Annotated in this window: 18 protein-coding genes; 14 read left to right on the top strand and 4 right to left on the bottom strand. The window is 62.6% G+C overall.

All coding sequences use genetic code 11. From position 1 onward, the window contains the following. Window positions 1-74 precede the first annotated feature (74 nt). Window positions 75-851, top strand: a complete 777-nt coding sequence (locus ACFRJ8_RS19505; RefSeq protein ID WP_377988028.1) for a glucosamine-6-phosphate deaminase — start codon at window positions 75-77, stop codon at window positions 849-851. A 189-nt stretch (window positions 852-1,040) separates the two neighbouring features. Here ACFRJ8_RS19505 and ACFRJ8_RS19500 read toward each other — a convergent pair whose 3' ends face one another. Next, entirely contained in the window at window positions 1,041-1,370 is a 330-nt protein-coding gene (locus ACFRJ8_RS19500) for an Lsr2 family protein (RefSeq protein WP_377988027.1), read from the bottom strand. 2,024 nt (window positions 1,371-3,394) lie between these two features. Between ACFRJ8_RS19500 and ACFRJ8_RS19495 the strand changes: the two genes are divergently transcribed. The 3 genes from ACFRJ8_RS19495 (at window position 3,395) to ACFRJ8_RS19485 (ending at window position 5,146) form a co-directional block, all read left to right on the top strand. After that, window positions 3,395-4,165 carry a ParA family protein gene (locus ACFRJ8_RS19495; RefSeq protein ID WP_377988026.1) on the top strand — a complete coding sequence of 257 codons (771 nt, stop codon included), beginning with the start codon at window positions 3,395-3,397 and terminating at the stop codon, window positions 4,163-4,165. Next, entirely contained in the window at window positions 4,162-4,632 is a 471-nt protein-coding gene (locus ACFRJ8_RS19490) for a hypothetical protein (RefSeq protein WP_377988025.1), read from the top strand. Before ACFRJ8_RS19495 ends, ACFRJ8_RS19490 begins: the two co-directional genes overlap by 4 nt. Window positions 4,633-4,816: 184 nt before the next feature. Then, window positions 4,817-5,146 (top strand): XRE family transcriptional regulator, encoded by a 330-nt coding sequence (locus tag ACFRJ8_RS19485; protein ID WP_377988024.1) that lies wholly within the window; start codon window positions 4,817-4,819, stop codon window positions 5,144-5,146. Here ACFRJ8_RS19485 and ACFRJ8_RS19480 read toward each other — a convergent pair. Continuing rightward, a complete protein-coding gene (locus tag ACFRJ8_RS19480) occupies window positions 5,130-6,809 on the bottom strand; it encodes a MarR family transcriptional regulator (protein ID WP_377988023.1) in 1,680 nt (559 codons plus the stop codon). The genes ACFRJ8_RS19485 and ACFRJ8_RS19480 overlap by 17 nt on opposite strands. Window positions 6,810-7,173: 364 nt before the next feature. After that, window positions 7,174-7,791, bottom strand: coding sequence for a hypothetical protein (locus ACFRJ8_RS19475; RefSeq protein WP_377988022.1), 618 nt, complete (start codon window positions 7,789-7,791; stop codon window positions 7,174-7,176). A 106-nt stretch (window positions 7,792-7,897) separates the two neighbouring features. Here ACFRJ8_RS19475 and ACFRJ8_RS19470 point away from each other — a divergent pair, with 106 nt between their 5' ends. The 4 genes from ACFRJ8_RS19470 (at window position 7,898) to ACFRJ8_RS19455 (ending at window position 11,042) form a co-directional block, all read left to right on the top strand. Further along, window positions 7,898-8,428, top strand: coding sequence for a hypothetical protein (locus ACFRJ8_RS19470; RefSeq protein ID WP_377988021.1), 531 nt, complete (start codon window positions 7,898-7,900; stop codon window positions 8,426-8,428). Further along, the gene (locus tag ACFRJ8_RS19465) at window positions 8,428-9,414 is read left to right on the top strand and encodes a hypothetical protein (RefSeq protein WP_377988020.1); all 987 of its coding nucleotides are present in this window, start codon (window positions 8,428-8,430) and stop codon (window positions 9,412-9,414) included. Before ACFRJ8_RS19470 ends, ACFRJ8_RS19465 begins: the two co-directional genes overlap by 1 nt. A gap of 569 nt (window positions 9,415-9,983) precedes the next feature. Next, a complete protein-coding gene (locus ACFRJ8_RS19460; RefSeq protein WP_377988019.1) occupies window positions 9,984-10,565 on the top strand; it encodes an alpha/beta hydrolase family protein in 582 nt (193 codons plus the stop codon). Window positions 10,566-10,646: 81 nt separating this feature from the next. Beyond that, window positions 10,647-11,042, top strand: coding sequence for a hypothetical protein (locus ACFRJ8_RS19455; RefSeq protein ID WP_377988018.1), 396 nt, complete (start codon window positions 10,647-10,649; stop codon window positions 11,040-11,042). A gap of 116 nt (window positions 11,043-11,158) precedes the next feature. Here the strand turns inward: ACFRJ8_RS19455 and ACFRJ8_RS19450 are convergent, their stop codons facing one another. Beyond that, window positions 11,159-11,473, bottom strand: coding sequence for an ArsR/SmtB family transcription factor (locus ACFRJ8_RS19450; RefSeq protein WP_377988017.1), 315 nt, complete (start codon window positions 11,471-11,473; stop codon window positions 11,159-11,161). A 101-nt stretch (window positions 11,474-11,574) separates the two neighbouring features. On the opposite strand from ACFRJ8_RS19450, the gene ACFRJ8_RS19445 reads away from it, so the two are divergent. Genes ACFRJ8_RS19445 through ACFRJ8_RS19420 form a run of 6 tightly spaced genes read left to right on the top strand, consistent with a single transcriptional unit; the run spans window position 11,575 to window position 16,306 of the window. Further along, window positions 11,575-12,627: a CHAP domain-containing protein gene (locus tag ACFRJ8_RS19445; RefSeq protein WP_377988016.1), complete on the top strand. Its 1,053-nt coding sequence runs from the start codon at window positions 11,575-11,577 to the stop codon at window positions 12,625-12,627. After that, window positions 12,624-13,148, top strand: a complete 525-nt coding sequence (locus ACFRJ8_RS19440) for a hypothetical protein (protein WP_377988015.1) — start codon at window positions 12,624-12,626, stop codon at window positions 13,146-13,148. Before ACFRJ8_RS19445 ends, ACFRJ8_RS19440 begins: the two co-directional genes overlap by 4 nt. A gap of 35 nt (window positions 13,149-13,183) precedes the next feature. Continuing rightward, window positions 13,184-14,596 (top strand): chromosome partitioning protein ParA, encoded by a 1,413-nt coding sequence (locus tag ACFRJ8_RS19435; protein WP_377988014.1) that lies wholly within the window; start codon window positions 13,184-13,186, stop codon window positions 14,594-14,596. Window positions 14,597-14,631: 35 nt separating this feature from the next. Then, on the top strand, window positions 14,632-15,246 hold the full coding sequence (locus tag ACFRJ8_RS19430; RefSeq protein ID WP_377988013.1) for a DUF6668 family protein: 615 nt from the start codon (window positions 14,632-14,634) through the stop codon (window positions 15,244-15,246). Window positions 15,247-15,257: 11 nt separating this feature from the next. Further along, entirely contained in the window at window positions 15,258-15,527 is a 270-nt protein-coding gene (locus ACFRJ8_RS19425; protein WP_091254934.1) for a TrbC/VirB2 family protein, read from the top strand. 26 nt (window positions 15,528-15,553) lie between these two features. Continuing rightward, entirely contained in the window at window positions 15,554-16,306 is a 753-nt protein-coding gene (locus ACFRJ8_RS19420; RefSeq protein WP_377988012.1) for a hypothetical protein, read from the top strand. Window position 16,307: the final 1 nt, after the last annotated feature.

Below are 16,307 nucleotides of genomic sequence, written 5' to 3'. Positions count from 1 at the left end.
AACACGTGCAGCGACTCATCTGACCCATCATCCTCAACTGGGCCGACCAGCGGCCAGCAGCCGAAAGGAGCACCATGGAAATAATCATCGTCGAAACGCTTGAGGAAGCCGGAGAAATCGAGGCGAAACGGCTGGCGGAAACTATCGCCGAAAATCCGGAAACCGTCCTTGGCCTGGCTACAGGATCGTCCCCACTGCCTCTGTACCAAGCGCTGCGCCGACACGTGTCAGCGGGCCTGAATATGCGCAGGGTGAGCGGCTTCGCCCTGGACGAATATGTTGGGATCGCCGCGTCGGACGAGCGGTCGTACACCGCCACAATTGAGCGTGAAGTGACCGGGCCACTCGGACTGAATCCTCAGCTCGTGCATGTTCCCGAAGGCGGCGCATCAGACCCCCAGCAGGCCGCAGACCGCTACGAGCTCGCGATCAAGTCGGCTGGAGGCATCGATGTCCAAATCCTCGGCATCGGAAGCGACGGTCATCTGGGCTTTAACGAACCCGGCTCTTCGCTCGCCAGCCGCACCAGGATCAAGACTCTGAGCCAGCGGACCCGGGAAGATAACGCCCGGTTCTTTGCCACCCTTGAAGAGGTCCCGCGACATTGCATAACCCAAGGCCTGGGAACCATCATGGATGCCCGGCATTTGCTGCTGTTTGCTCAGGGAACTGCAAAGGCCGAGGCCATCGCGGCGGCACTCGAAGGCCCGGTTTCAAGCCGGTGCCCGGCTTCGGTCATCCAACTGCATCCATCCGCGACTGTGTATGTCGACACATCAGCCGCCGCCCGGCTAGAACTCGCAGATTTCTACAAATACACCTACACAAACAAGCCCGGCTGGTCCCGCTAAAGCGCGGCCATTTCGAAAAAGAGGCACAGGTCCCCGGCCCGACGGGACCGCTCGGCGACCTGCTAGGACCGGGACCGACGCATCATTCTGGATGTGTCACTTGGTCCCAATGCCGATACAGCGCCTACGTCGCGTCACCAGCAGCATCGCATTTCACTTCAGGGCGGCGCCTCCGCCTGGGTGTTCGAGCTATCGTTGGGCAGCGTCGTACGCCTGTTTGATGGCCTGGCTGATGCGTCCACGCGGGCTGGGGTTGTATCCGTTCTCCGCTGCCCACTTGCGGATCTTCTGAGTCTCGTCCCTACTCATCGACAGGGCACGCCCGGCCCTTGGACCGGACGAGCCGCGCAGACGCCGGCCCTTCGAGGCGTACCGTTCCAGCGTTCCCCGCAGCTCAGCGGCGTGATCTGATGAGAGGTCAATTTCGTAGTCAGTGCCGTCGACGGAAAACCGAATGGTTTCCTTGGCGTCCTCCCCGGAAAGATCATCGATGAGCTGGACATGGATTTTGCGGGCCAACAGGGCGTCCTTCGCTCTTGGTTCAAGCTGCCGTCTCCCCCACAGCCAACGCCAGCCTTGCCCTCAACACTATTTCACTTCCGAAAACCACGTCGAGCGTCGCGCTGACTTCATAGACCCTCACGGCAAAGTGTCAGGAAATACCAACTCAAGTCCCAAGCTGCCAAAATCACGGGTGGTCATCTGGCGTCAGTCAGGGTATGCCCTAGGCTGACGATATTTGAGCCTGCCTTGGAACATGATGTAACCACAGCGCGCCCCTGGGCTCTCTGCCCCCCACTCGCGAAGTCACCGACTCCTTACACCCATAAGTAATTGACCCTGTTACTGGCCCGCCGGCAGGCCACTTCGATGAGCAGCAAATGGATAAAAGAATGAGGAACGAACGGACAATCATCGACTCGCTTCTGGCCAGAATGGCACGTGGTTGGGGCGTCGACAGGGACGCGAGATCCATCGTAGGCGGCAAGACCCGCCTCACCGACCCGGATTCTCGAAGATCAATTTCCATCGGGATCATCCTCAAACTACTGCTCAGGGGGTAAAGGCCCGGTGTTCTGGGACGAAGCACCGTGGTTCCATGACCCCGTCCCTTCGGACGCCTGGGGCGGAGACCCGCGGGAAGCCACACGCCGTATCGAAGCGCTTTAATGGGATTGGAGACACAACAGCGACCGGACTGGAGGCGGGCAGTTCGCCGACACCGAGCATTCGGACGCCGTGGCGGCCCTCGTCCCCGCCGCCCAACGGTTAAGGTCAATCGCTGCGACCGCAACAAGCAGCAGTCCTGGCAGCGTCAGCAGGAAGTCCTTGACGCGCAGCGGGATGAGCTCGCCTCAGAGATCCGCGATGCGGCCACGGCATCGGCCGCCATCGACATGCTCGATGTGCTCCCCCAGGCCGCCACCCTCAACTCCCGCAGAGAGTTCCGAGGCCACCTTCGTCGAAACCGTAGACGCAGACTGTAACCCCATCGTCAGCGAAAACGACCTCTGCGACTGGGACAACCCCTCGTCTAAGGACCGATCCTTCCAGGCCTCGACCCACCGCTCTGAGGAACGCCTCGAAGCCTCCGAGCTGCCAGTCGTACGCTGGGTCGACATTGACGTCGATGACGCCATAGCCAAGGCCGCTGCATGGCTCGAGTCAGCACCGTCTCGGGTCGGGCAACATCGACTTGAGGCCCTGCCTGCGCGCTGCTCGGTGCAGGACGACCTGTCGGGCGGCGGCCGGAAGCGAACTGGATTAGATGCATGCATGAAAGCAGGCTTGCATTCAAGCCTGCTTGCTTCATGACTGTAAGCATTCCAGCAGAGCAGCACATGGTGTCCCTGAGGGCGTCAGCATACTTTCCACAAAGCATGCGTTCATGCATGAAAGAAGGAACGAATGCCTGCATGCCCTCGAGTGCCGGCATTGCATGCCAGCAAGCTGTCTTGCATGAATGCATGAAGGAAAGCTTGCTGGCATGCAGGCCGTTCCTCTCGGCGTGCCATACCCGCAAGCTGAAATGCATGCTGTCGTTCCAGCTTGCTTTCATGCATGAATGAAAGCTCCCCCTGCAGGGCGGTCCACCGGGCAAGCGAGCTTTCACGCATGAATGCTTGCTTGCCTTCTTGCATGCTGGCCTGGTCATAATCTCGCGTGGTTCTTGGGCTGGTATTAACCGGATCGAGTTAATTCGAGGCCCGAAAGAAAGCCTTCCTGCAAGCTGGCTTTCAGGCATTCCTGCTTGCGTGCCTGCCAGCCTGCTTGCTGGTATTCATGCATTCACGCATGAATGCATGAATAACAACCGGGCTCCAAGGCGTCCCACCTATACTGGTTGGCGGCGGCGGAGACCCCCGTTTAGGACTACGAACAGCTGAACAATAGGGGCAAAACCGCTGGAACACAGGGACCGGAGTGGTGGTCCTTCATGCATGCATGAAGGACAGCTGTCTTTCATGCCAGCTTGATCACACTGGGGGAGTGGTCGGCGTGGCTCCTTGTAACGCACATGTGTGCCCTGAAAACTGGAACGCATGCAAACAATCATGGTGTACAGCGAAGCCGGCGGCGCCACCAAAACCACATCAGCGGTCTCCTTGGCCGCTGTTACCGCGGCATCCGGACGCAAAGTAGTCCTGGTCGATCTCGATCCGCGAGCAGCGGCAACAAAGTGGATCGGCATAGAACCGAAGGAAGAAGGCCTGCACGTCGGGGCTATCCTGGGCGACACCGACCCTGAAGGCTGGGCGGAAGACCTGGCTGTAGAATCCAAATGGTTCCCGAACCTGCGCGTGGTCCCGTCCGCCCGGAGTGTCTCCAACCGGGAAGCTGACCGCGCCGATCATGCCGAACTGCGTCTGCGCACCTCGCTCATCGGGATTGACGCCGATGTCGTCGTCATCGACTGCCCAAACCGCCAGGGCGGTCCGCTGACCCTGTCGGCACTGAACGCTGCCGACACGATCGTGTACGCCGCCGGGGCCACCGTCGACGGTGTGGACGGCGTGGCAGGGGCCCGCAAGAGCGTCGAGCAGTTCCGCATGTCCCGTAAGCGCATCGGCGCTCCGGACAACCTTTCCGAGGCCGGCATCATCGTCGGCGCTGTCGCCTCCACTGTCATGTCGCGCATCGCGGTGGCCAGCATCGAGGAGATGCGCGAAACCGGAATGCTGCTCACCCCGCTGGTGCCGCACCGGACCATCGTCCAGGAAATGCGCATGACCCAGGAGTGGTATGGGGACTATCGGAAGGGCCTGCCCGTCGTGGAGGCCTACAACGAGCTGATGAAGGAGATCGTCCGATGACTGAGGGACTCAAAGACCGTCCTGCACTGCTGCGCCGCACACCCCGGCCGGCTCCCGATGAGAAAGTCGACCCTGTCGACTACTCGCCGGCGGCCATCGCTCCTGCACCCGAGGTGGCGCCAGTAGCCATTCCGGCAACGACGCCGGCAAGCGGGGGAGGGGACCCGGTTCCAGCGGCCGCCCCGGTACAGACTCACACCGAGACGGCGGAAGAACCTGCAATGCAGCCGGCGCCGGTCACGGTCCCTGCCCCGGCGCCCCGTGCGCCGCGCCAAGCTGCACGGACCCCGAAAGCGTCCAAGGCGCCGACCTCGAGGAAGTCCAGCCGCCGAGAGGTGACGTTCCCGCTCAGCACAAGGATTTCCGAAGAAGTCAGCGACATCCTCTACGCCGCCGCTGAGGACGAGGACATCTCCGTACGGGAAGCGATCGAACAGGCAATCAAGGCTCGCTGGGGCCGGGACTAGGGAGTGGCCGTCGGGTAGATGCTTGCTTTCATGCATGCATGCATGCATGCATGCATGGTTCCGGCAGCCACTGCGGGCCAACACAGGGGAGTGGTCGGCGCTGGGTTGGAGTATCTTGAGTGCCCTGGAGTCCGATCCCAATCCAATACGGCCGCGGACGGGTCCGAGGTACGAGCCCCGATCCATGCCGAAAAACCCCCGCGACTTCGGGAGAAAGCGCAGTCCGGCGTTCGTCGAAGAAACGCCTGAGAACTCCAGGTCTGTACCTGGCGCGATGACACAGCACGCCTTCGCCAAGGAGACTCATTTCGCGTTCGACGAGCGAGGAATGAGCATGGGTGATCTCTCCGCGGCCACCGGGCTTAATTACCAACGTCTTACCCGCATACTGCGGGGGAGTGCCATTATGCGTGTCGATGATATCGGGATGATCTCAAGGGTGATACCCGAGGTATTCGAGGCGGGCGTCGCCGACATGGTGAAGTTGGCTTCCGCGCTTATCCAGCACGACTGAACGCGATGTCGGAGAGGGCCCAGTCATCGGGCGGACCCTCGAAGGCCTCCCATGGGTAGTCCTCAACGGGGGAGAGGAGTTCGGCGACGGTGTTGACGTTGCTGGCAAGCCATTCGCGCCAGATGATCCGCTCGATCCGGTAACGCTGCAGCTGCGCGGCGACGGCTTCGAGCACACCAAGGTGTTCGGCGAGCTGCCTCAGCGACGTCGTTGCCACCACCGACCAGGACTTGCCGGCGTTCCGTGTCACCAGGTTCCAGGCTGCGAGTATTTCCAGGGCTTCGTTGACCGCTGAGCGGGAGAGCCGGGTGACCCGGACGAGGTCGGTGATCGGCAGTGCGGGGGAGTGCTCCAGGGCTTCGTAAACGAACGCGGCCGGCAGGCCCAATTCCCGGAATGCCGGGCGCAACGCGTGGATTTTTCCTTTCCGCCAGGACGCATCCTCGGCCGCGTTCTTCAGCTCTTCGGGGACGGTGAGCATGTACAGATCGCCCTTGGTCCCGCGGGCTTCCTCGACCAGGGTGATGAGGGGATCTTTCTCCGCCCGGAGGGCCTTCAAGTGCAGGGCCACGGTCGTGTGGTCGAGTCCGGTGGCGACAGCGATGGAGCGGACACCGAATTCAATGAACCGGGATGCTGTCATGTGGGCCGCCTCCCCCAGCGATCTCAGCACCATTCTTCGTGCCATCCCTATCCGGGATTCCGTGTAGTTCACTTCCCTGATTCGTAGCGCATTCCGCCAGCTCCGGATGAACCGATGCTCAGCATCGGGGTTCGAGTTTTGGTTCAAGCCCTTTAGTGGTGGCCCCTGTGTATTTGGCTGGCTTGTGGGGGATCTACGGACATTGTTATTCCCGTCCCCGTTTGAGGGGTTTTTGCTCAGGTAGGCGACCGCGTTGATCCAGTCACGACGCAGAGCCGGGACGCGGTGGCGGGAGGCATAACGGGCATAGAAGGAGGCGAGCCCTGACCAGGTCCCCTGCATCATCCGGCGCTCTACATCCACGAGCTCGAGGCCGGCGGCCGCGGCCCCGGTGACAATCGCCTGGCGGGCATCCGAATCGGAGGCGTACCGGTTCGAGTCGTAGATTCCGGTCTGCGCCATGATCTGCATGGTCCGGGACATCCGTCCGGCCGGGTGCGTGACCGCCGGGGCTTCGTCGGCCACGGGAGTGAAGGTCGTCTCGAGCCGCAGCGCCCGGACCGCGTTGATCTCCCCCGCCAGGTCAGCGTTCATGGCCGCCCAAATGCCGGCGGAGTTGGGCCGGCGGGCGACGTCATAGGCCATGGACAATGACATGGCGAGTTCCTGGTGGCCGCCGCGCTTGTGCGGGGAACCGGGTGTGCGCATGCAGCCGTGCAGGAGGTTCTGGTGCGGGGTCTTGTCCAGGGTCCGGTACCGGGTGCCCAGCGCCTCGACAAGATCACGCGCTTCAGTGAAGGTGACCCGCTGCGCGAGCGGGATGTAAACGTGGCGGCCGCCGTTGGGGGAGTAGTCCTCAATCCAGCGGGCACCGACCGAGTGCAGCCAGGTCTGGACGGCCCGGACGTCAGCCAGAACCCAGTCGACGCCGGCTACCGAGGAGTCGAAGTCAAGGAATACCGCAGCACAGGTGCCGTCTTTTCCGAAGATCCGGACCGCCGCAGGGAGCATGGGCAGCATCTCACTGAGAGTGCGCTCGTGCTTCTGCGGGTACGTCTTGCCCGCATCCCGGGAAAGACGAACTCGAGGCTGACCTGCGAGGATAGGTGCCAAGGCAGCCCATGCCTGAGCGGGGCTGTGCGTAGGGGATGGCTCGCGCGACACGCCAGCGCCGTATATGGCTGGCAGCACGCGGGCGTGCTGTTGTACGATGATCTTGTTCCTGACGAGGGAATGACTAAGGACCGATCTTGCAGGATCGGTTTTGCAATACAAATGAAGCCCTGTGAAGGTCTTCCATCCGATCTACGATCTGTTCGCCGGCAAGCTTCCCGGATCGTGGATCTTCAGCTTCGAAGGCCCGCCTAGTGCGGGCCTTCTTCTGTTATGAGGCTATGCGGATCGGCAGTTCCTCCTGATGCGCGAAATGATCCAGCAACGCCAGATCTTCGCGCAGGGACCGGTCGACGGCGGAGGAAACGTAGTCAGTGACAGTCATGCCTTTGGCGGCAGCGATCATCTGAACGTCCTCCGCGGTCTTAGCCTGCGTGCGGAAGCCAATGTATTTGCGTAGGCCCTTGCTGGGTCGTCCGCCTCCACGATTGATTACTGCGCTCATGGTCATGTCCTTTGAATCTCGCACAACCTGCGGTTGTGACTGCTTCATCGCTGGTGCTACTTGCAGTCGACCACTTTGAGGTTTCTGTTTACAGCTATCGACTGAGTCGAAATTAGCACTGCTTTCGGCGGCATCCGGGGATTTGTTTACAGAAACCGACTCCGCGTGTCGCGTCACCTTTTCTTGGGCTTCGCGGACCTGGCGCTGAAACACTCTCTTCTGGGTGGGATGACAGCCAGGCCTGCCGGCGTGAGTCGCTCTTCCAGCGGCCGTGCCGAACTGGAAGATGGGTTGCGGAGGGGCTGAACTCGAACCCATCGTGGGTGGCTGCGGCGTCGGGGCGGCGGTCATGCGCATCCTTCCTTCCCTGGCAATGACGATCATGTCTGAGATCCGCTTGATATGGTTGGGCCCGTTCTGCCCGGGATATGCTGGATCCTCCACCAAGCTAAGACATGTTTGAAACATGTTTCAACCTAGTCTATCCCCGATGAAGCTACTGAAGGGTCATGTTGTTGTGACGCAAGCTCTGCGTTCTCTGTCTGTATCTACGTCTGAGCAGGCCTTCCGTGATGCATCCTGTGCATTCGCAGCCCTGGAACTGCCCGGAGGTCTGACCCTGAGTCTGCTTCTGAGTGTCATCGAAGACATCCGAGGCAAGCGAATCCGAATTCGTGCCACAGAGAAGCTGGTCGGCACCTCAATCTGTGGGCTTTGGCTGCCGGGGGCGAAGGTGGAATGGGTGTTTCATCCCCCAACGCCCTGGGAACTTCAGCGTCAGCAGTTCATTCTTCACGAGCTTGCTCACATGATCTTGGGCCACGACACTACTCCGGGAGCGGGCACAGTCCTGAAGAGCGGCTTTCGTGGCTTGTCTCCGGAGGTTGTGCGTAGGGCCCTCATGCGGACCGAATTCCAAACCTTGGAAGAAGCAACGGCCGAGTACCTTGCCGATCTCATGGCTGAGGCGTTGAGGGCAGGACCTGGGGAACCGGGCGCCTTCGAGGAAGTCTTCGGCTGATGGAGATCATCGCAGCGGGGCTGATGGTCAGCCTGACACTCATCGTCATCGCTTCACGCGGCCAGGGTAAGGACACCAGCATCCTATGGGCCTCAGTGCTGATTTCCGTGTCCATGGTCCTCAATATTAACCCTGTTTACCTGCTCGCAGATGGGTGGTTCGGCGGGAGGAACTATGCGGACCTTGGAGCGAACCTTCTCCTGTTGACGGGTGTCTATTTTCTCGCCCGGGCCATTCAGCGGGCTGCACAGCCGGCATCCTACGGCAGGAAATCCTCGTACGAGGCGTCGGCCAAAGCTGGACTTGTGAGCACGTCGATGTTGGCATCCGTCCTGTTCATTCTGATAGACGCTCCTGTAACCTCGACGTCGTTCATGCGGGATTACGGAGGGCAGTGGGCGGCGTGCCTGTATTCAGCTGGCCAGTATCTCTACATAGGCGCGGTCATGGCCGCCGCAGGCTGGACTTGCGTGCGCTTTCGGAAGGCCTGGACCACCGGAATCTACACCGTAGCTTTCGCGCTCGTTGGCTTGGGATGCCTGTCCGCCGTTCTGCTCGTCGTTGATGTGCTCATACTCGATGCACTTCACGTGCTCGGTATGATTGAGGCGCTCTCCGCCCTATCTGGAATCTATGCGGTGTTGAATTCGGCTACGTTCCTTTTTCTTTGCACCGGTATGGCTTTACCTCCCGCCAGCCGCAAACTCGCTGCCATCTACGAAACGGCGCGAACCAGCTCGGTGCTTGCGGGTCTGGAACCTGTCTGGGGACAGGCGGTAGCCGGGAATGCCGGGCTGACGCTGGATCTTGGCGTGGTTCCGAAACGCCCGGACCGCCGGCGCAGCGAGCTTCACCGCATGATTGTGGAGATCCAGGACTCCTTGGCCCGGGATCCCGAAGCAAGGGAAAGAATTGGCGCCGAGGGCCTCGGAAAACTGGCCAGCGCCTCCGCCCACCTCGAGCGGCTGTCGTGGCGTCCCCGCTGAAGGCTGTTGCCTGGGCCGGGCTACTTGGGGCCGCGGGCGCCCTTGTCGGTGCGGCATGGGCGGCCCGTCAGGCGACTTCAGCGACGTACAGGCGCCGCTATGACATCGCCCCTTTGGCAATTTCCGATAGCGAGATCGAGCTCCCAGCCACAAGACATACGCTGGCGCCGGGCCAGTTCGGCCTGCAGCTCTCGGCAGGCGGGCCGACGGCAGTCATCGGTCCGGTCATATCCACCCGTGACGGCAAAGTCACGCGGGGCCTCCTTCATCGGCCCGCGAGCCTGTCCCTGGAATCCAGGGGACGGTGGAGTGGCATTGTCTCGGCCGATCCATCGTCCGTTGCAGCTGACGTGGTCGAGACTTTTGTCGAGACTGCTCTCGGCCGAGCCCCTGCCTGGATGATCGACCGGGGAACTAACCGCTGGGCTATTCATGTCCATGGGCAAGGAAGTACCCGGGCACAGACGCTGCGTGGGGTTGAGAGCGCATCGTGTCTGGGGCTCAGCTCATTGGTCATCTCATATCGGAATGACGGCGAGGGCCCTCCCTCAGGGGACACTAGATCTCATTTGGGCGAATCGGAATGGCGCGATCTAGAAGCAGCTCTTCGGTTTGTTGTCGAGCGCGGCGGAACTGAATGTGTGGTGTTCGGCTGGTCGCTCGGGGCAACGATGGCTCTAAATACCGTGCAGCGGTCGTCGTTGGCAGAGAAGATTAAGGGCCTCGTTATGGTCTCGCCGGTATTGGTCTGGGAGGACGTGCTGCGTGCCAACGCCCGCCATCAACGCTGTCCTCAACTCCTTGGGTCCCTCATAGCCAGACTTTTGGCGCTCAGAGGCTTCAGCAGACTGGCCGGCCTCGAGGGTCCGTTGGAGGTGCGGGGTCCTGACCGGGTCAGATTCCAGAGCGCCCTGCATTTACCGGTCCTGATCCTCCACAATAGGAATGACTGGTCCGTTCCTTTTGAAACGTCCGCCCGCTTCGCACAAGCACATAAAGACCGGATAGAACTCGTGGAGTTCGACTGTTCCGGACACACACAAGAATGGAATTCCGACCCGGTAGGGTGGAATCTAGCTGTCCGCCGCTGGTTCGAATATTGGTTCCCGCCGGGTCCGGCCGGAGAACAAGCTGCGGCAAACGGCGAATGAAAATTGGATGGGGTTGAATTTATGGTTGGCGGTGATAGTCCCCGCGATCGGCTAGAGCGGGCGGAGACCCTTGCTCGCAAGGTGAATCTCCTCCTGGACGTCGTGGTGGCCGAAGGCGGAGAACCCTATGAGTTCGCCGACATCCAGGCAGGTGTGCGCGAAAACGGGTACGAGCTTTCTCGAACGCGCTGGTGGCGAATTCGCTCCGGCGAGTCGCCCGATACCGTCCCCAAAGAAGCCTTGGTCGCGATGGCCAAATTCTTCGAAGTGGAACCGGCATACCTGACCGATGAATTCGGGGAACTCCCGGAAAGGATTGAGCGGGAGCTGCAGCTTTTGAAGAAGATGCGCCGGAACAAGCTGAAGAACATCGCGGCCCGAACTCTCGGCGACATCGACATCAAGACTCTCGAGGCCATCAACGCACTCTTGGACGATGTGGACGCCTACGAAAGAAACGATCCCGAACGCGACTGAATCATGGTTGAAACATGTTTCAGTCCTGCTATCGTGGACATGTGCCCACCGCGATAAGTTGTACGACCATCCACCGAGCACCGGCGTACCGCCGGGGCGCACCGGGAAAGTCGCAGTCACATGCCTTCGACATAGCTGGTGTACTCCTGGGTGAGCTCTCGGACCCGATCGGGTTGAACCATATAGACGACATCCTTGCCGTGGCGCATACCTGCCGGGGGATCGGTCTGCACCAAACCCGCCTCGGCGAGAAAATCGAGGTGTCGGTTCAGGCTTGGTCGGCTGATATCGACCGCACTCTGCAGACGCCCGATGGTCGACGGGCCGAGCATCGACAGGTGGCGCAGAATATCCACCCGGGCACGGTTGCCCATAAGACTGATTGCCGCCTCAACTTCGGGCGGCAGTTTTGGTCGAATCAAGCTTGGCATGGATCCATCTTGCCTGACGTAATGACGAACCAATATCTCTTCTGCCGCTTCACTCTATTACTAAGCAATAGAGTTGGTAGCGGTCTGACCCTGTGGTCCGCATGAAACCGAAGGGACTACTGATCGGTGGGGTAGTCCTTGTGCCGGCGATCTTGTTGAGTCTGGTCCTGTCGATGATTCTGCTCTTCGGGTCGCCACCGTCAGCGGCCGATTGCAGCCCCGCGGTTTCTCTCTCGATCAGCGCCGATACCAAGGTCGACGGGTACTCAACGGAGCAGCTGAAGAACGCTGCAGCCATCCTGAATGCTGGCAAGACCCAGGACCTTTCGACCAAGGGTCAGATGATCAGCGTGATGGTGGCCCTGGGGGAGTCCGGCCTCCGGGTGCTGGACATCGGCGACGGCGCCGGGCCGGATTCCAGAGGGCTGTTCCAGCAGCGGGATAACGGCGCCTGGGGTTCCTACGCGGACCGCATGAACCCGTCCATCAGCGCGTCCAACTTCGTCAGGGCCCTGCAGAAGGTCGAGGGCTGGGAGCTGCTGGACCCGACGATCGCTGCCAACCGCGTCCAGCGCAACGCGGACCCGTATCACTACCAGCGTTACTGGGACCCGGCCGTCAAGATCGTCCAGGCCCTCTCGGACGCGCCGTTCTCCCTCAGCGGCACCAACTGTGCGATTCCCGGTTCGTCCGGCGCGGGAGATGACCTGCCGTGGGCCACGGCCGCCATCTACCAGCCGAGCGCTCTGGGGATGTTCAACCGGGAGTGCGTGGACTTCGCCTTGTGGCGGGTCAACCAGCAGCTTGGCAGTACCAGGGCCCCGTACAAGATCCTCAACAGCACCTTCCGCCCCGACGGCAGCAACCTCGGCTCGGCACTGTCCTGGCGGGACGGCTGGAACGCTCGCGGCTGGCCCACAGGCTCCGCCCCCCGTGCCGGTGCGGTCGTCTGGTACGCACCGGGCGCCGGGGGAGCGGACCCCACCTATGGCCACGTCGCCGTGGTGAAGGCCGTCAACGCCGACGGTACCTATCTGGAAGAGGGCTACAACGGCAACCCGGCCCCGGAGGACCACAAGTACTACACCCGCACCGTGGACAACCATGTGCCCAGCGCGTTCCTATACGTGCCCGGCTCAGAGGAGAAGAAGTGAAACGTACCCTGACAGCCCTGGCCGCCGTGCTCCTGTGCACGGCGTGCGCCCCGCCGTCCACCGGCGGCGGTCCGGAACGCCAGCCCGTCCCCACGTCCCCCGCAGTGACTTCGGTGGCTCCCTCCCTGAGTACCGGGGGCAGGTCCCAGGCACCGGGAGGGACCGTCCCGCCCACGTCAGGCATTGCCTGGGATGAGGAGAGTAAGACCGAGGCGGCCGCGGTCGCGACCCGGGCCATGGCCGACTACGCCCGCCCTGGCACCGACGCTGCCTTGTGGGCGAATGACTTTGCCCGCTGGCTCACCCCGCAGGCGACTGCCGACTACTCCATGGTGGACCCGGCCAACATTCCCGTCTCCCGGGTGACCGGGCCGGCGACGCTGGCCGTGGATGAATCCAACGGCTACGGCGTCACCGTCACGGTCCCCACCGATATCGGCCCCTACACAGTCCAGGTGCTGCGCACCACCAAAGACTCCACCTGGAAGGTCAACCGGCTGACGCCTCCCGCTGACCGCTAACCCAAACCATCCCGCTCGAGAAAAGGAAGAAGCTCATGGGTCTCAATCCGACAGAGGTACTGGCTTTCCCCAGGATCCGGGCCATCGTCCGTGACAACGGCACCGCCGACGTCGTGGTGGCCGGGAACTCCCGCACCGTGGCACCCGCAGGGTCCCTGCAGCAGCTCCGCGAAAACGCCCTGGCCCTCGTGGTTGGGGAAGCGAAGACGCTGAACCGGGCCGTCCGGGTGGCCATTGATGACTCCGAAGGCCACGGCGAACTCATCGTCAGCCCCGACGGCAGCAAGGAATCCGTGACCTACACCCCCAAACCCGCGCAGCGCCGGGCAGCGGCACCTACAACCACCGCAGCGCCCGTGGCGGCGGCCGTCATCGAAACGCTCCCGGTCGAACCGGCCCAGCCACAGACCGACACGGCCAACACCACAGCAACGACAGGAACGACGATGACGCCCGTCACCGCAACGGCACCGGCAGTGGAGGAAGCCCCGACCCGCCGGAGCCTGAAAGAAACCTCCTTCCTGGTCAGCGCCCCGGTGCTGGAGCCGGCCACGCAGGGCTGGCGCGGAACCCTGACCCGGCTGGGGCTTCGGATGGATCCCTCGGCCGGGGAGATGGCCGAACGCGAGGACATCCGTACGGTCAGCCAGCACTGGCCCGGCCCCCGGACCATCGCCGTCGTCAACCGCAAGGGCGGGGCTAACAAGACCCCCACCGTGGTGATGCTCTCGGCCATCCTCGCCCGTTACAGCGGCGCGGCCACGGTCGCGTGGGACAACAACGAATCCCAGGGCACCCTCGGCTGGCGGACGGAAAACGGCTCCCACGATCGGAGCGTCCTGGACCTGATCGATGCCTCCACCGAACTGCTCTCCCCGTCCACGAACGCGGCCGAAATCGCCAAGTTCGTCCACCACCAGACCGCCGACAAGTTCGACGTTCTGCGCTCGGATGAAAACGAGGAAGGCGACCATGAAGTCACCGCCGAGGAAGTCGACATCGCACACCAGGTCCTCACCCGCTATTACCGGCTTGTGGTCATGGATTCGGGCAATACCGCCCGGGCTGCGAACTGGCGGCGGATGATCGATCACACCAACCAGCTGGTCGTCCCCGTCACCGCCGTCGAGGACCGTGCAGAGGCTGCACGGCTGACGCTGCAGACACTGGAATCCCGGGGCGGGCACGACGCGGAGCTGGCTCGCAACGCCGTCGTGATCGTCTCGGAATCCACCGACGCCAAGCGCAGCATGAGCGGGGAGTCCCTGAAGCGGGCCAAGGACGAGGCCCAGCGGATCGCTGACGGCTTTGCCCCCTTCGTCCGGGCGGTCGTCCGGATTCCATACGATCCGGCCCTGGTCAACGGACCCATCCGCTATGAAGCCCTCCAGCCCGCAACCCAGCGGGCGTGGCTCGCGGCCGCGGCTTCCGTCGCCGCCGGGTTCTAAAACTACTCACCAACGGACTTTGAAAGGAGGAAATCGTGCAACAGTCCCTGAACCCCTGGATCACCCACCCGACTCCGGCCGACGGCGCGGACACCGCAGCACCGGAAGCGCACGTGCCGCAGGCGGCCGTGATCAGTGCACCGCTGAGGGGAATGGTCGAACCTGACGCCGCAGACCGTCTGGCCCGCCACACCGTCTCAGGCTCTGCAGCGCTGTGGGTCACCGGCGCCCACGGTGGATCCGGTGAAAGCCGCATCGCTGACCTCATCGGCGGGGCGCGGGCGACCGGTCACTGCTGGCCTGTCCGCCAGGACGGCAGCAAGCCCCGGGTGCTGCTGGCCTGCCGTGCAGACATGCGCGGGCTGACAGCCGCCCGGAGCGCCCTGACGCAGTGGGCATCCGGCGCGGCACCGGAGGTTGATCTGCTCGGCCTCGCCGTCCTCGCGGACGCACCGGGCAAGACTCCCAAACCCTTGCGTGACTTCGCCGCCATTGTCGGCGGAGGGGCGCCACGGTACTGGACCCTTCCCTGGGTGGAAGCGTGGCGGCACGGCGACTCGACCACCCCGCCACCGGCCCGCGACTACCAACGCTTCATCTCTGACTTAACCGCCCTGGCTACCGACACCACACCAAGCACCACCAACTGAAAGGTCTCACCATGAACCCCTTCGCTGTACTTGACGGAAGCGTCATCCCCAACCCCACCCCGGTCGTCCCGGAGCAGGCCAAGGGCCTACTGACTGTCCTGAACTGGGCCTCCGGCATCGGGCTGGTCCTCGGCGTCCTGGGCGTCATCATCGTCGGCATCGGCATGGTCATCCAGCTCCGCCGCGGCGAAGGCGGCGAGTCCATCGGCAAGCTCGGCTGGGTTCTGGCCGGCTGCATCATCATCACCGGCGCCTCCGGCATCGTCCGCGCCTTCGTCTAAACCCGCAACTACCGGAGAGGTTCATCATGAGCGAATCCACCCACAGCAGTACCGAACGCAGCCCGTTCGCCAAGCCCGGATTCATCTTCTCGGCCGTCCTGGTCCTTGCACTATTCGCAGCCGTCGTCGTGATCTTCTTCCTCCCCAAGGCAGACAACACCGTCCAGCCCACCCCGGCCTCATCGGCGGCCGGTGCCTCCTCGGCGCCAACAAAGTCAGCCGACGCGGCGGCAAAGAGTGTTTGCGGGCTGCCCTCAAGCACGGAGACAGCTCTGGGCGCAGCACCGAAGTCCAAGTGGGAACTCGTCGGCAAAATGGCAGCCCCCACGGACCCCAAGACCTTCGGCCCGGGCGTGACAGATGGAGATGGGTTCCGCTCCTGCTTCGCGGATTCCCCCACCGGCGCGCTCTACGCGGCCGCCAACATGATCGCCCTTGGCTCGTCCGGGACGCAGGATGAGATCAAGCTCGCCGAAAAGATTCTGGTGCCGGGTCCCGGACGCGACGCGGCTATTAAGGCGGCCAAGACGCGGACATCGACTGCGGGGAGCAGTGAGACCGCTCAGGTCAGCGGCTTCCTGCTCAAGTCCTACAGCCCGGCTGAGGCAGATGTCGATCTGGCTATCAAGCTCCCGAACGGTGCGCTGGCGCATTCTGTCCTTTCGCTTCGCTGGATAGCCGGAGACTGGAAGGTCAAGGCCTCTGATGATGGTCAAGTATTCAATAGCGTCGCCCAGCTCAGTGATCTGAGCGGTTTCATCCTCTGGTCAGGCGTCTGAC

It is taken from the genome of Arthrobacter sp. NPDC056886, assembly GCF_042788715.1.
Classification (GTDB): domain Bacteria; phylum Actinomycetota; class Actinomycetes; order Actinomycetales; family Micrococcaceae; genus Arthrobacter.
The sequence above is the reverse complement of the archived record's forward strand: the minus strand, read 5'-3'. Positions and strand labels throughout refer to the sequence as shown.